Here is a 14,331-nt window from a genome sequence, read left to right on the forward strand (position 1 = left end):
TCCGCCGGGGCCCCCATGCCCCACTATTGGGGGAACGCGCCCCCACGCTCGCCGTTACAGCGGCGCATCCGCGGACAGGCCCTGCAAGCGCCGGTATTGGCGCAAGACACTGGGCACGTATCGCTGGGTTTCGGCGAACGGCGGGATCACCCCGCCACGGCTGAGCACCGCTTGCGGCCCGGCGTTGTAAGCCGCCACGGCGAGGCTGATGTCGTTGTCAAACAGGGTCATCAGGTGCTTCAGATAACGGGCGCCGCCCTGGATGTTGGCCTTGGGGTCATAGACGTCTTTCACCCCCAGTTCCCGAGCGGTGTCGGGCATCAACTGCATCAACCCTCCCGCCCCCTTGGGTGACCGCGCGCCGGAGTCGTAGGCGGACTCGGCCTGAATCACTGCATGCAACAGCGCCGCCGGTAACTGATTGGCCGTAGCAGCGGCCGAGACCAGTTCGGCATAGGGTTGTCGGGCAATCATCTGTGGTTGTTGATCCACGCTGACCCTGGCGGGTTCGGGCTCGTGAATCACCCGTTCATAGGTGCGGCCGGGACGGTGGACATTGGACAGAACGTAGCTGCCCTTGGTGTCCACGGAAACGAACACATCGGCCTGTACGACGCCGGTCAGCATCAGCAGACCGAGCAGTCCTGTGGTGAGTGTTTTCATAATTTTGCCTCCCCTGCCGGCCCCGAAAAATGGGGCTAATGCCCCAATGGCCGGTAGTAAAGCAGCCATACGCAAGCACTGTGCCGGATGCGCGAAGGCCCGTAATTCAGGGGGTGCAGAAGAATGTCCGAGCATGTGCATGGCAATTGCATAACCCTTCACGGCGACCCATCTGCCAACTGTGTGAGGTCATCATGAATCAGCGTTTGCGTTCCACCCCGCGTACTCAAAGCGGGTTCACCCTGCTCGAACTGTTGGTGGTGTTAGTGGTGCTGGGGCTGTTGGCCGGCATCGTTGCGCCGAAGTATTTCGCCCAACTGGGCCGCTCCGAAGTGAAGGTGGCCAAGGCGCAAATAGAAGGCCTGGGCAAAGCGTTGGATCTGTACCGTCTGGAGGTCGGTCACTACCCGTCGACCGAACAGGGTTTGCAGGCGCTGGTCACCGCGCCCAGCGATGAAACCCGCTGGACCGGCCCTTACCTTCAGAAAAAACTGCCGCAGGATCCGTGGGGCCGTAACTACGCCTATCGCTACCCCGGTGAAAACGGCGAATACGACTTGCTGTCCATGGGCAAGGACGGCCAACCCGGCGGCGAAGGCGAAAACGCAGAAGTCACCAGCTGGCAATGACGGGAGTGGCAACCATGCGATTTCATCTCAAAGCCGTTGGCAAGGCCGGCGTAGTCTCGATGACCGTCGAGGCGCTCGGCCACAGCGAAGCCCGGCGCATCGTCGAAGACCAGGGCTATCGGGTGGTGAGCCTGTACGCCGAGCGGCACTGGCGTGCGTTGCGCTTACGACAGCGCGAGACTTTCAACCTGGTTCTGTTCAGCCAGGAACTGACCACGCTGCTCAATGCCGGCCTGCCGCTGATCGATGCGCTGGAAAGCCTGGCGGAAAAAGAGAACGCGCCTCAGGCCCGCAAAACCTTGAGCGAACTGGTGCGCCTGCTTTACGAAGGCAAATCGTTCTCCCAGGCGCTCGGTCAGTTGTCGGCGGTTTTCCCCCCTCTCTATGTTGCGCTAGTACAGTCCAGCGAGAAGACCGGCGCCGTGGGCGATGCCCTGGGCCGATATGTCAGCTATCGCCAGCGCATGGACGAAGTCCGGCAAAAAATTGTCAGCGCTTCGATCTACCCCATGCTGTTGCTGGTGGTGGGAAGTGGCGTGGTGTTGTTTCTGATGGGCTACGTGGTCCCGCGCTTCAGCCTGGTGTTCGAAGGGCTGGGCTCGAACCTGCCGTGGCTGTCGCAGATCCTGATGAGCAGCGGGATGTTCCTCCACGCCCATCAGGGCGAATTCTTCGGCGCATTGCTGGCGATCATCGTCGCCCTCGGCTTCCTCCAGCGCCAACCAGCCTTTCGTCGGGGCGTCGACCGCGTGATTGAAAAACTCCCGGCAGTCCATCAACGCATCTTCATGTACGAACTGGCGCGGTTCTATCGCTCGCTGGGGATTCTGCTGCAAGGCGGTATTCCCCTCGTCACCGCCATGAGCATGGTTCGCGGCCTGCTCACCGTCGCCTCCCGCGTGCGCCTGGACCAGGCCTGCGAACGGGTGCGCGAGGGTCAGTCGCTGTCGGCCGCGCTGGAGCTCAATCATCTGGTGACCCCTGTGTCCCTGCGCTTGCTGCGCGCCGGCGAGCAGTCCGGCAACCTTGGGCAAATGATGGAGCGCAGCGCCGACTTCTACGACGAAGAAATCAGCCGCTGGATCGAATGGTTTGTGCGGTTGTTCGAGCCCTTGCTCATGACCTTCATCGGCCTGCTGATAGGGGTGATCGTGATCCTGATGTACATCCCGATTTTCGAGCTGGCCTCAAGTATTCACTGACCCCTGGAACGGGATCGAGATGGACGTTTTAGAGCTCATCGACGATACAACTGAATAAATCCATACGTTGAGGTGTTTACCGACTGAATCAAGCAACAAGTTGCATTCATCAACGTTTCAATCTGAATAAGAAGACGGAGAACGATATGCACATGAAAAAGCTTTTGCTGGCATTGGCTGTTGGTGCAGTTCTGTCGGCATCCACCGTTCTGATCCCGGACAACCTGTCCGGTATGTCGAGTGCTCAAGCCAAAGACGGAGGCAGTGGTGGAGGTGGTGGAGGCGGTCACGGTGGCGGCGGAGGTAGTGGAGGCGGCGGTGGAAACGGTGGCGGCGGCAATGGCGGCGGTCACGGTGGAAGCGGCAGTGGCGGCAATGGCGGCAATGGTGGTGGTCATGGTGGAAGCGGCAGTGGCGGCAATAGCGGCAATAGCAGCAGCGGCCACAGTGGCAGCGACCATGGCTCGGGGCATTCCGGCAACTCAGCCTCATCCTCCTCCGGGCGCAGTGGCACTCACGCTGAACCTGGGGATGATCACGGCGTTCATCGTGCCGGTGAAGTGGGCGATGACCACGGTGTGCATCGCTCGGGTGAAGTCGGTGACGACCACGGCGTGCATGTCGGCGGTGAACCGGGCGATGACAAAAGGAACTGACAACCCCGGCGGTGACTCGGGTTTCTCGGGAGTCTTGAGATCTATCGGTAACCGCGGGCCTGTAAATCAAACAGCTGTGCATAGCGCCCACCCGCCGCCGCCAAACTGTCGTGATCGCCCCGCTCAAGGATCGCGCCCTGATCTAGCACGATGATGTGATCCGCATTGCGCACGCTGGAAAACCGGTGGGAAATCAGCAACGTCATGCGGCCTTCGGTGTGCACACTAAAATGCTCGAACACCGCCGCTTCCGCCGCCGGGTCGAGTGCCGAGGTCGGCTCATCCAGAATCAGGATATCCGCGTTGCGCCGCATGTAGGCGCGCGACAACGCAATCTTCTGCCATTGCCCGCCGGACAACTCCTGCCCCCCGGCGAACCACCGCCCTAATTGCGTGGCATACCCTCGATCCAGTCCCTCGATGAAGGGGGCGGCCATGCCCTCGGCGGCAGCTTCCTGCCAGCGCTGCTCATCGTTGAACGCCAGCGTGTCACCCACACCAATGTTCTCGCCGACGGAGAATTGGTAGCGGATATAGTCCTGAAAAATCACCCCGATGCGCCGACGCAGCGCGTCTTCTTCCCACGTCTGCAGATCGCTGCCGTCCAGCAGGATGCGACCCTGATCAGGGCGGTACAGCCGAGTCAGTAATTTGATCAGCGTGGTCTTGCCCGAACCGTTCTCCCCCACCAGCGCCAGACTGTGCCCGGGTACTAGGTGAAGATCGATGCCTTCCAGCGCAGCGCGACTGGCGCCCGGATAACGGAAACCGACGTTTTCGAAACGCAGGCCATCGCCGGGTATCGCGCCCACGGTGAGATGCCCGGTATCCGCCACAATAGGCTCGGCCAGGTATTCATAGAGGCTGGAGAGGTAAAGGCCATCCTCGTAGAGACCGCTGATCGCACTCAAACTACTGCTGACCGCCGTCTGCCCCTGCTTGAACAACACCAGGTACATGGTCATCTGCCCGAGGGTGATGTTGCCGTGGACGGTATCGACCACAACCCAGGCATACGCCAGATAAAACGCGCCGGTGCCCAGTAGACCGAGGACAAATCCCCAGCCATCTCGACGTAGCGTCAGGCGCCGGTCTTCGGCATAGAGGCGTGCGAACGTCTCGCGGTAACGCTTCAACAGCAACGGCGCGAAGCCGAACAGTTTGACTTCCTTGATGTAGCCCTCGTGGGAGAGCAGCGTCTCGATGTAATTCTGTTGTCGACTCTCCGGCGCGCGACGCGTGAAAAGCCTGAAAGCATCACCAGAAAAATGCGCTTCGGCGAAGAAAACCGGTAACGCGCCGACCACCAGCAGCACCAACGCCCACGGCGAAAAATGCACCAGCAACACACCGAAACTGATCAACACGATCAGGTTCTGGATCAGCCCTAATGACTTCATCACCAGCGCCAGCGGCCGGGTCGAAGCTTCGCGTCGCACCCGAACCAGCTTGTCGTAGAACTCGGAATTCTCGAACTGCACCAGCGATAACGTCTGGGCCTTTTCCAGAATCATCGTGTTGACCTTCTGCCCCAACTGCACCCGCAATAGCGATTGCTGGACTGACAGCGCACGTTGGACCCCGGACAGCAACGCAAGCACGCCCGCTTCGAATAACACGTAACGCACGACCGGCCACAACGGCGCACTGCCCTGCTGCTCGTGCAACTGCATGGCGGTGACCACTGCATCGACAATCTGCTGCCCCAACCAGGCCGCCATTGCCGGAAGCACCCCGGCGATCAGCGTCGCCAGCACCAATCCCAGAAACAGTCCGCGAGACGTTGCCCAGACCAGCAGTAAGGCGCGCCTCGCCTGGTCAAGTAATGAGGTGAAACGATCAAGAACAGGGTTCACTCCGTGAGTTCCCCCTGATGCCTGGCCCGATACCGTCCCGGACTTTCCCCCGTCCACTTCTTGAACGCCCGATGGAACGCACTCGGCTCCTGAAAGCCAAGCTGCTCGGCAATATCGCTGATACTCGCCTTGCTCTGACGCAGTTGCTCGAACGCAACACCGCGGCGTACCTCGTCCTTGATCTCCTGATACGAACACCCTTCACGCTCCAGTTTTCGGCGAAAGGTGCTGGGGCTCAGGTGCTGTTCCAGGGCGAAGGCCTGCAAGGTCGGCCACTGGCTGTAATGGCTGCTACGCAGGCGCTGATGGACCTGCGACGCCAGGCCGTGCTGATTACGAAAACGGATCACCAGCCATTGCGGCGCGGTGCGCAAAAATACCTTCAGCGACGTCAGATCCTGGACCACAGGCAGACGCAGGTAGTGGCTGGCGAATTCGATCTCAGTGCGCTCTGCACCAAAGGTCAGGTTCGGTCCCCAGAGCAAACGGTCATCGCTGAGCGACACACGCTCATGGCGAAAGTCTGCGCGATCGATGGGGATGCGCCGCCCACCCAGCCAGCACAGCAGACTGATCATCAACACCAGAAACGTTTCCTCGCCCAAGCGACTGACGTCGCAGTTTGGCGAGTGGTTCTGCAAGCTGATCACCGCGCGTTTGCCGCGCACCGTCAGCGTGCCGCGAAAGTCGTGGAGGAACAGCGCGAAATTGGCCAGGCACTGGCGCATGGCTTTGTGCAGGTCAGGTTCCTGAATCAATGCCCGGCAGATCAGGGCGAAACTGCCCGGTGGCATGCCATGGGAGTCGAGCCCGAAGAATTCATCGTTCAGTTCGCGGATCTGTATCAACCACAACGCGGCGAACGCGCTCGCCGGCACACGCGCAGTGGGCTGCTCCATCAACGTCGGGTCGATGCCCGCCTGTTCAAGCGCAACCCTCAGACGCTGCGGATCTTCCCCCAGCCCATGGATCATTGCCTGCACGAAGTAGGCGGCAACCGAGTCCTTTTCCCGCATGTGAACGCTTCTCTCCCCATCACCTGAAATGGCAAAAAACACCAGTGCCGTTGAACAGTTTCGGCATAGGACAACCGCCCTGCCGGCTCTAGACTCGCGGCCAATAGTACGCCTTCGGCCACTACGGCGGCCAAGGTATCGCGGGGTTTGATCGGAAGGACGGAACATGAATCTGCAAAACATTGGCGTGATCGGCGCAGGCACCATGGGCAATGGCATTGCGCAAGTCTGCGCCTTGGCCGGTTTCAACGTGACCTTGCTCGACATCTCCGAGAGCGCCCTGCAAAAAGCCATCGCGACCGTGGGCAAAAACCTCGATCGGCAGATCGCCAAGGACACGCTGACGCAAGAGCAAAAGCTCGCCGCCCTCGACAAAATCCACACCAGCACCGACTACAGCAATCTGCTGAACGTGCAAATGGTGATCGAAGCCGCCACCGAAAACCTCGACCTGAAACTGCGCGTGCTGCAGCAAATCGCTGCGCAGGTCAGCACCGAGTGCGTGATCGCCTCCAACACTTCGTCGCTGTCCATCACCCAGCTCGCTGCCAGCGTGAGCCAGCCTGAACGCTTCATCGGCCTGCACTTCTTCAACCCGGTGCCGGTGATGGGCCTGATCGAGGTGATTCGCGGTTTGCAAACCAGCGACACCACCCACGCACTGGCGCTGGACATGGCGACAACACTCGGCAAAACCGCGATCACCGCCGGCAACCGTCCGGGTTTCGTGGTCAACCGGATTCTGGTGCCGATGATCAACGAAGCGATTCTGGTGTTTCAGGAAGGCCTGGCCAGTGCCGAAGACATCGATGCCGGCATGCGCCTGGGCTGCAATCAGCCGATCGGGCCGCTGGCGTTGGCCGACCTGATCGGTCTGGACACCGTGCTGGCGATCCTCGAAGCCTTCTACGATGGCTTCAACGACAGCAAATACCGCCCTGCTCCATTGCTCAAGGAAATGGTCGCCGCCGGCTACCTGGGGCGCAAAACGGGGCGTGGCTTCCATGCCTATGCCTGAGCGTTGCTCGCGCTTTGCCGAGTACCGGGACAAGGTGCTGGAGTTGTTCGCCAGCAAGGGTTTCGGCCAGGTCGGCATGCGTGAGCTCGCGAACTGCCTGGGGCTCGCCCCCGGCTCGTTGTATCACCATTACCCCAGCAAACAGCACTTGCTGCTCGACCTGATCGAGGAATTCTACGAAGAACTGCTGGCAACCCTGGAGCGCATCGAGCAAAAGGCCCCGGCAAAACGTGACAAACTCCATGCCCTTATCCGAGCGCATTTGAACCTGCATCAGGAGATGCCCTGGCATTTTCGTCTGGCAGAGCGTGACAGCGGATGCCTCAATGAAGAGCAGCAGGAACGGGTTCGGCAATTGCGCGAGCAATATGAGCGCAAACTGTTGCTGATGCTCGGGGCCCGGTCCCACTTCAGTAAAGAGGGTCTGCTGGCCGCCGGACATGCAATATCCAACTTACTCAACAGCGCACCGGGCTGGCTGGCGCAACATTCGTTGGATGAGCGAGAGCGCGTCGAGCTGTTGGATAGTCTGGTGAGTGGAGCCATCGAACGTTTGCTGCGCCCCTCGGCGCCACGCGCAGTGGCCTGAGGAACCCAGGACGATATCCCCGTGATCGTGGATTGACCCGTGGGTGCCGGAAGCTATAAGCCACGCCACTTCAATAGAGAAAACGTCTAAACGATTCCTGCCAATCGCGCCATATAACGCTTAGCTAAATGGGGCCCAATCACTGCGGAGCCGGAGGTGAATCCAGCCTCCCTCCGCCACCTCCGCCACCGGGAGCCAAAAATGAAAATCAATCCCTACCTGAACTTCAACGGCGACTGCAAAGCCGCATTCACCTTCTATGCCCAAAGCCTGCCAGGCCAGATCGAAGTCATGATGACCTTCGGCGAAAGCCCCGCGCGCGAGCACTTTCCGGCGGACTACCACAACCTGATCATCCACACCCGCCTGCTGGTAGGCGATCAGGCGATCATGGGCTCTGACACAACACCTGACCGTCCCACTGACGAAATGAGCGGTTGTTCGGTTTCGTTGAACGTCGACAGCATTGCTGAGGCAGAGCGGGTGTTTTCTGCGTTGTCGGACGGCGGCAAAGTTGAAATGCCACTGGAAGCCACGTTCTGGGCGGCTCGCTTCGGCATGCTGGTGGATCGGTTTGGTGTGTCGTGGATGGTGAATTGCGAAAAAGATCAGTGAAACTCACTTTCTCAAGGCATGAAAAAAGTCCAACCTGAAAAGATTGGGCTTCTAGCAACTGCCGGTCCGTCTGCCTCAACACGCTACCTTGTAAGGCAGCGGATTGTTCGGAGGATTCCCACGTTGCCGAGGTTATTGCAGAGATCGCTGAATGCGTTCTGCCGAAGTTTCACTAACGATGCTGCCGGAACCAGGGATAGCCGAGCGACTATCCCGTTTTCGTCGCGCCACTTTCCTGCGGACAAAACAAAACCCCTACCTGCATACGCAGATAGGGGTTTCGGAATTTAATCTTGACGATGACCTACTCTCACATGGGGAAACCCCACACTACCATCGGCGATGCATCGTTTCACTGCTGAGTTCGGGATGGGATCAGGTGGTTCCAATGCTCTATGGTCGTCAAGAAATTCGGTAGCCAGGTCGTGGGCCTTTGCAGGTTCACGCTCCAGCGAATGGGTATGCGATAGTTTGGTGTTTTGTGAGTATCTCGAACTTTCGGTTCGTTTCGTCTTCACACACCGCAATCTGGCCTTTCGACGCAAATTGCTTGGGTGTTATATGGTCAAGCCTCACGGGCAATTAGTATTGGTTAGCTCAACGCCTCACAGCGCTTACACACCCAACCTATCAACGTCGTAGTCTTCGACGGCCCTTCAGGGGACTCAAGGTCCCAGTGAGATCTCATCTTGAGGCTAGTTTCCCGCTTAGATGCTTTCAGCGGTTATCTATTCCGAACATAGCTACCCGGCAATGCCACTGGCGTGACAACCGGAACACCAGAGGTTCGTCCACTCCGGTCCTCTCGTACTAGGAGCAGCCCCTCTCAAATCTCAAACGTCCACGGCAGATAGGGACCGAACTGTCTCACGACGTTCTAAACCCAGCTCGCGTACCACTTTAAATGGCGAACAGCCATACCCTTGGGACCGGCTTCAGCCCCAGGATGTGATGAGCCGACATCGAGGTGCCAAACACCGCCGTCGATATGAACTCTTGGGCGGTATCAGCCTGTTATCCCCGGAGTACCTTTTATCCGTTGAGCGATGGCCCTTCCATACAGAACCACCGGATCACTAAGACCTACTTTCGTACCTGCTCGACGTGTCTGTCTCGCAGTCAAGCGCGCTTTTGCCTTTATACTCTACGACCGATTTCCGACCGGTCTGAGCGCACCTTCGTACTCCTCCGTTACTCTTTAGGAGGAGACCGCCCCAGTCAAACTACCCACCATACACTGTCCTCGATCCGGATAACGGACCTGAGTTAGAACCTCAAAGTTGCCAGGGTGGTATTTCAAGGTTGGCTCCACGCGAACTGGCGTCCACGCTTCAAAGCCTCCCACCTATCCTACACAAGCAAATTCAAAGTCCAGTGCAAAGCTATAGTAAAGGTTCACGGGGTCTTTCCGTCTAGCCGCGGATACACTGCATCTTCACAGCGATTTCAATTTCACTGAGTCTCGGGTGGAGACAGCGCCGCCATCGTTACGCCATTCGTGCAGGTCGGAACTTACCCGACAAGGAATTTCGCTACCTTAGGACCGTTATAGTTACGGCCGCCGTTTACCGGGGCTTCGATCAAGAGCTTCGCGTTAGCTAACCCCATCAATTAACCTTCCGGCACCGGGCAGGCGTCACACCCTATACGTCCACTTTCGTGTTTGCAGAGTGCTGTGTTTTTAATAAACAGTCGCAGCGGCCTGGTATCTTCGACCGGCATGGGCTTACGCAGTAAATGCTTCACCCTCACCGGCGCACCTTCTCCCGAAGTTACGGTGCCATTTTGCCTAGTTCCTTCACCCGAGTTCTCTCAAGCGCCTTGGTATTCTCTACCCAACCACCTGTGTCGGTTTGGGGTACGGTTCCTGGTTACCTGAAGCTTAGAAGCTTTTCTTGGAAGCATGGCATCAACCACTTCGTCACCCAAAGGGTAACTCGTCATCAGCTCTCGGCCTTAGACTCCCGGATTTACCTAAGAGTCCAGCCTACCACCTTAAACTTGGACAACCAACGCCAAGCTGGCCTAGCCTTCTCCGTCCCTCCATCGCAATAACCAGAAGTACAGGAATATTAACCTGTTTTCCATCGACTACGCTTTTCAGCCTCGCCTTAGGGACCGACTAACCCTGCGTCGATTAACGTTGCGCAGGAAACCTTGGTCTTTCGGCGTGGGTGTTTTTCACACCCATTGTCGTTACTCATGTCAGCATTCGCACTTCTGATACCTCCAGCAAGCTTCTCAACTCACCTTCACAGGCTTACAGAACGCTCCTCTACCGCATCACCTAAGTGATACCCGTAGCTTCGGTGTATGGTTTGAGCCCCGTTACATCTTCCGCGCAGGCCGACTCGACTAGTGAGCTATTACGCTTTCTTTAAAGGGTGGCTGCTTCTAAGCCAACCTCCTAGCTGTCTAAGCCTTCCCACATCGTTTCCCACTTAACCATAACTTTGGGACCTTAGCTGACGGTCTGGGTTGTTTCCCTTTTCACGACGGACGTTAGCACCCGCCGTGTGTCTCCCATGCTCGGCACTTGTAGGTATTCGGAGTTTGCATCGGTTTGGTAAGTCGGGATGACCCCCTAGCCGAAACAGTGCTCTACCCCCTACAGTGATACATGAGGCGCTACCTAAATAGCTTTCGAGGAGAACCAGCTATCTCCGAGCTTGATTAGCCTTTCACTCCGATCCACAGGTCATCCGCTAACTTTTCAACGGTAGTCGGTTCGGTCCTCCAGTTAGTGTTACCCAACCTTCAACCTGCCCATGGATAGATCGCCCGGTTTCGGGTCTATTCCCAGCGACTAGACGCCCTATTAAGACTCGCTTTCGCTACGCCTCCCCTATTCGGTTAAGCTCGCCACTGAAAATAAGTCGCTGACCCATTATACAAAAGGTACGCAGTCACCCAACAAAGTGGGCTCCCACTGCTTGTACGCATACGGTTTCAGGATCTATTTCACTCCCCTCTCCGGGGTTCTTTTCGCCTTTCCCTCACGGTACTAGTTCACTATCGGTCAGTCAGTAGTATTTAGCCTTGGAGGATGGTCCCCCCATATTCAGACAAAGTTTCTCGTGCTCCGTCCTACTCGATTTCATGACTAAGAGATTTTCGCGTACAGGGCTATCACCCACTATGGCCGTACTTTCCAGAACGTTCCGCTAATCTCAAAGCCACTTAAGGGCTAGTCCCCGTTCGCTCGCCACTACTAAGGGAATCTCGGTTGATTTCTTTTCCTCAGGGTACTTAGATGTTTCAGTTCCCCTGGTTCGCCTCTTAAGCCTATGTATTCAGCTTAAGATAACCATCTTATGATGGCTGGGTTCCCCCATTCAGACATCTCCGGATCAAAGTCTGTTTGCCGACTCCCCGAAGCTTTTCGCAGGCTACCACGTCTTTCATCGCCTCTGACTGCCAAGGCATCCACCGTATGCGCTTCTTCACTTGACCATATAACCCCAAGCAATCTGGTTATACTGTGAAGACGACATTCGCCGAAAATTCGATTCTTGCTCATAAAGAGCAACTCACAAATTTTACCTTAGCCTGATCCGTTACCAGTGAAAGTAACGCCCAGTCTATCTTTCTATCACATACCCAAATTTTTAAAGAACGATCTAATCAAAGACTAGAAATCAACATTCATCACCGTCTTGGTGGAATGCTCATTTCTAAGCTTTCAACAAACAGAAGCAGTTAGTGGTGGAGCCAAACGGGATCGAACCGTTGACCTCCTGCGTGCAAGGCAGGCGCTCTCCCAGCTGAGCTATGGCCCCGTATTTCTACAGGCGTTTCCCACACAAAATTGGTGGGTCTGGGCAGATTCGAACTGCCGACCTCACCCTTATCAGGGGTGCGCTCTAACCAACTGAGCTACAGACCCAATTTCGAGCTATAAGGCCGACCTCACCCTGCTCTCTACCACAAAGCATGGGGTGCGCTCTAACCAACCAAGCTACAACCCCTCAGGGCTGCTTCTTATCGTCTTCTTCAATGAATCAAGCAATTCGTGTGGGAGCTTATGGAGCAGCTGATGTCGTCGATTAAGGAGGTGATCCAGCCGCAGGTTCCCCTACGGCTACCTTGTTACGACTTCACCCCAGTCATGAATCACACCGTGGTAACCGTCCTCCCGAAGGTTAGACTAGCTACTTCTGGTGCAACCCACTCCCATGGTGTGACGGGCGGTGTGTACAAGGCCCGGGAACGTATTCACCGCGACATTCTGATTCGCGATTACTAGCGATTCCGACTTCACGCAGTCGAGTTGCAGACTGCGATCCGGACTACGATCGGTTTTCTGGGATTAGCTCCACCTCGCGGCTTGGCAACCCTCTGTACCGACCATTGTAGCACGTGTGTAGCCCAGGCCGTAAGGGCCATGATGACTTGACGTCATCCCCACCTTCCTCCGGTTTGTCACCGGCAGTCTCCTTAGAGTGCCCACCATGACGTGCTGGTAACTAAGGACAAGGGTTGCGCTCGTTACGGGACTTAACCCAACATCTCACGACACGAGCTGACGACAGCCATGCAGCACCTGTCTCAATGTTCCCGAAGGCACTCCGCTATCTCTAGCAGATTCATTGGATGTCAAGGCCTGGTAAGGTTCTTCGCGTTGCTTCGAATTAAACCACATGCTCCACCGCTTGTGCGGGCCCCCGTCAATTCATTTGAGTTTTAACCTTGCGGCCGTACTCCCCAGGCGGTCAACTTAATGCGTTAGCTGCGCCACTAAGAGCTCAAGGCTCCCAACGGCTAGTTGACATCGTTTACGGCGTGGACTACCAGGGTATCTAATCCTGTTTGCTCCCCACGCTTTCGCACCTCAGTGTCAGTATCAGTCCAGGTGGTCGCCTTCGCCACTGGTGTTCCTTCCTATATCTACGCATTTCACCGCTACACAGGAAATTCCACCACCCTCTACCATACTCTAGCTCGACAGTTTTGAATGCAGTTCCCAGGTTGAGCCCGGGGATTTCACATCCAACTTAACGAACCACCTACGCGCGCTTTACGCCCAGTAATTCCGATTAACGCTTGCACCCTCTGTATTACCGCGGCTGCTGGCACAGAGTTAGCCGGTGCTTATTCTGTCGGTAACGTCAAAACACTTACGTATTAGGTAAATGCCCTTCCTCCCAACTTAAAGTGCTTTACAATCCGAAGACCTTCTTCACACACGCGGCATGGCTGGATCAGGCTTTCGCCCATTGTCCAATATTCCCCACTGCTGCCTCCCGTAGGAGTCTGGACCGTGTCTCAGTTCCAGTGTGACTGATCATCCTCTCAGACCAGTTACGGATCGTCGCCTTGGTGAGCCATTACCTCACCAACTAGCTAATCCGACCTAGGCTCATCTGATAGCGCAAGGCCCGAAGGTCCCCTGCTTTCTCCCGTAGGACGTATGCGGTATTAGCGTCCGTTTCCGAGCGTTATCCCCCACTACCAGGCAGATTCCTAGGCATTACTCACCCGTCCGCCGCTCGCCACCAGGTACAAGTACCCGTGCTGCCGCTCGACTTGCATGTGTTAGGCCTGCCGCCAGCGTTCAATCTGAGCCATGATCAAACTCTTCAGTTCAAACATCTTTGGGTTTTTAAGAAACCCTAAACTTGGCTCAGCAATCGTTGGTTACATCTTTGATTTCTCGCGGAGTAACTTGTGATGCTGATAATCTTGTTGACTATCAGTCTGACTCCACAAGCACCCACACGAATTGCTTGATTCAGTTGTTAAAGAGCGGTTGGTTAAGATCTTTCGTCTCAACCGAGGCGCGCATTCTACAGCAGCCTCTGTTGCTGTCAAGCGGTTATTTTCAGAAGTTTTCAAAGTTTCCTTTGTAACTTCAACCACTTGCGCTTTCGATCTCTCGTCAGCGGGAGGCGAATTCTACAGCGTTACTCGCTGCTGTCAACACCTCTTTTACACCGCTTTCGACCGAGAAGATCGAACCGTTAAAAGAGCCAAACAACCCCGCTCTTTCAACTCCTTCTGGGCTTCGATGACCTGAAGCAACTCGTTGTCGAAAACTGCGTAACTCTTTGTTTACCAAGGAGTTTCCCGTTTCGGCTGCGCCGGAAG

The 14,331-nt window shown here is 56.5% G+C and carries 9 protein-coding genes, 2 tRNA genes and 3 rRNA genes; 6 read left to right on the plus strand and 8 right to left on the minus strand.

Translation table 11 applies throughout. The annotated features are described in order from the left end of the window. Nucleotides 1-54: 54 nt before the first annotated feature. Nucleotides 55-663 carry a lytic transglycosylase domain-containing protein gene (locus ACYZTU_RS18680; protein WP_461964670.1) on the minus strand — a complete coding sequence of 203 codons (609 nt, stop codon included), beginning with the start codon at nt 661-663 and terminating at the stop codon, nt 55-57. A gap of 194 nt (nt 664-857) precedes the next feature. On the opposite strand from ACYZTU_RS18680, the gene gspG reads away from it, so the two are divergent. The 3 genes from gspG to ACYZTU_RS18695 all read left to right on the plus strand — a co-directional run bounded on the left by gspG (nt 858) and on the right by ACYZTU_RS18695 (nt 3,150). Then, nucleotides 858-1,292: a type II secretion system major pseudopilin GspG gene (gene gspG / locus ACYZTU_RS18685; RefSeq protein ID WP_461964671.1), complete on the plus strand. Its 435-nt coding sequence runs from the start codon at nt 858-860 to the stop codon at nt 1,290-1,292. 14 nt (nt 1,293-1,306) lie between these two features. Then, nucleotides 1,307-2,494: a type II secretion system F family protein gene (locus ACYZTU_RS18690; protein ID WP_461964672.1), complete on the plus strand. Its 1,188-nt coding sequence runs from the start codon at nt 1,307-1,309 to the stop codon at nt 2,492-2,494. Between the two features lie 146 nt (nt 2,495-2,640). Further along, a complete protein-coding gene (locus ACYZTU_RS18695) occupies nt 2,641-3,150 on the plus strand; it encodes a hypothetical protein (RefSeq protein WP_461964673.1) in 510 nt (169 codons plus the stop codon). Between the two features lie 41 nt (nt 3,151-3,191). Here ACYZTU_RS18695 and ACYZTU_RS18700 read toward each other — a convergent pair whose 3' ends face one another. Together ACYZTU_RS18700 and ACYZTU_RS18705 are read right to left on the minus strand one after the other, a co-directional pair. Continuing rightward, nucleotides 3,192-5,006 (minus strand): ABC transporter ATP-binding protein, encoded by a 1,815-nt coding sequence (locus ACYZTU_RS18700; RefSeq protein ID WP_461964674.1) that lies wholly within the window; start codon nt 5,004-5,006, stop codon nt 3,192-3,194. After that, nucleotides 5,003-6,022 carry an AraC family transcriptional regulator gene (locus tag ACYZTU_RS18705; RefSeq protein WP_461964675.1) on the minus strand — a complete coding sequence of 340 codons (1,020 nt, stop codon included), beginning with the start codon at nt 6,020-6,022 and terminating at the stop codon, nt 5,003-5,005. The genes ACYZTU_RS18700 and ACYZTU_RS18705 overlap by 4 nt, the downstream gene beginning before the upstream one ends. Nucleotides 6,023-6,188: 166 nt before the next feature. Between ACYZTU_RS18705 and ACYZTU_RS18710 the strand changes: the two genes are divergently transcribed. The 3 genes from ACYZTU_RS18710 (at nt 6,189) to ACYZTU_RS18720 (ending at nt 8,244) form a co-directional block, all read left to right on the plus strand. Next, complete coding sequence (locus ACYZTU_RS18710) at nt 6,189-7,040, plus strand: 3-hydroxybutyryl-CoA dehydrogenase (protein WP_461964676.1); 852 nt, start codon at nt 6,189-6,191, stop codon at nt 7,038-7,040. Next, nucleotides 7,027-7,629, plus strand: a complete 603-nt coding sequence (locus ACYZTU_RS18715; protein ID WP_461964677.1) for a TetR/AcrR family transcriptional regulator — start codon at nt 7,027-7,029, stop codon at nt 7,627-7,629. Before ACYZTU_RS18710 ends, ACYZTU_RS18715 begins: the two co-directional genes overlap by 14 nt. 201 nt (nt 7,630-7,830) lie before the next feature. Beyond that, a complete protein-coding gene (locus tag ACYZTU_RS18720; protein ID WP_461964678.1) occupies nt 7,831-8,244 on the plus strand; it encodes a VOC family protein in 414 nt (137 codons plus the stop codon). Nucleotides 8,245-8,535: 291 nt separating this feature from the next. On the opposite strand, the gene rrf is transcribed toward ACYZTU_RS18720, so the two are convergent. The 5 genes from rrf to ACYZTU_RS18745 form a co-directional block, all read right to left on the minus strand. Beyond that, a 5S ribosomal RNA gene (gene rrf / locus ACYZTU_RS18725) occupies nt 8,536-8,651 on the minus strand. A gap of 154 nt (nt 8,652-8,805) precedes the next feature. After that, nucleotides 8,806-11,697 (minus strand): 23S ribosomal RNA (locus tag ACYZTU_RS18730). Nucleotides 11,698-11,947: 250 nt separating this feature from the next. Continuing rightward, nucleotides 11,948-12,023: transfer RNA gene (locus ACYZTU_RS18735), tRNA-Ala, on the minus strand. Between the two features lie 30 nt (nt 12,024-12,053). Next, nucleotides 12,054-12,130, minus strand: a tRNA-Ile gene (locus tag ACYZTU_RS18740). Nucleotides 12,131-12,291: 161 nt separating this feature from the next. After that, nucleotides 12,292-13,830: ribosomal RNA gene (locus ACYZTU_RS18745) — 16S ribosomal RNA — on the minus strand. Together the 16S, 23S and 5S rRNA genes with 2 tRNA genes alongside form the textbook arrangement of a ribosomal RNA operon. Nucleotides 13,831-14,331: the final 501 nt, after the last annotated feature.

It is taken from the genome of Pseudomonas sp. HLT2-19-2 (assembly GCF_054898005.1).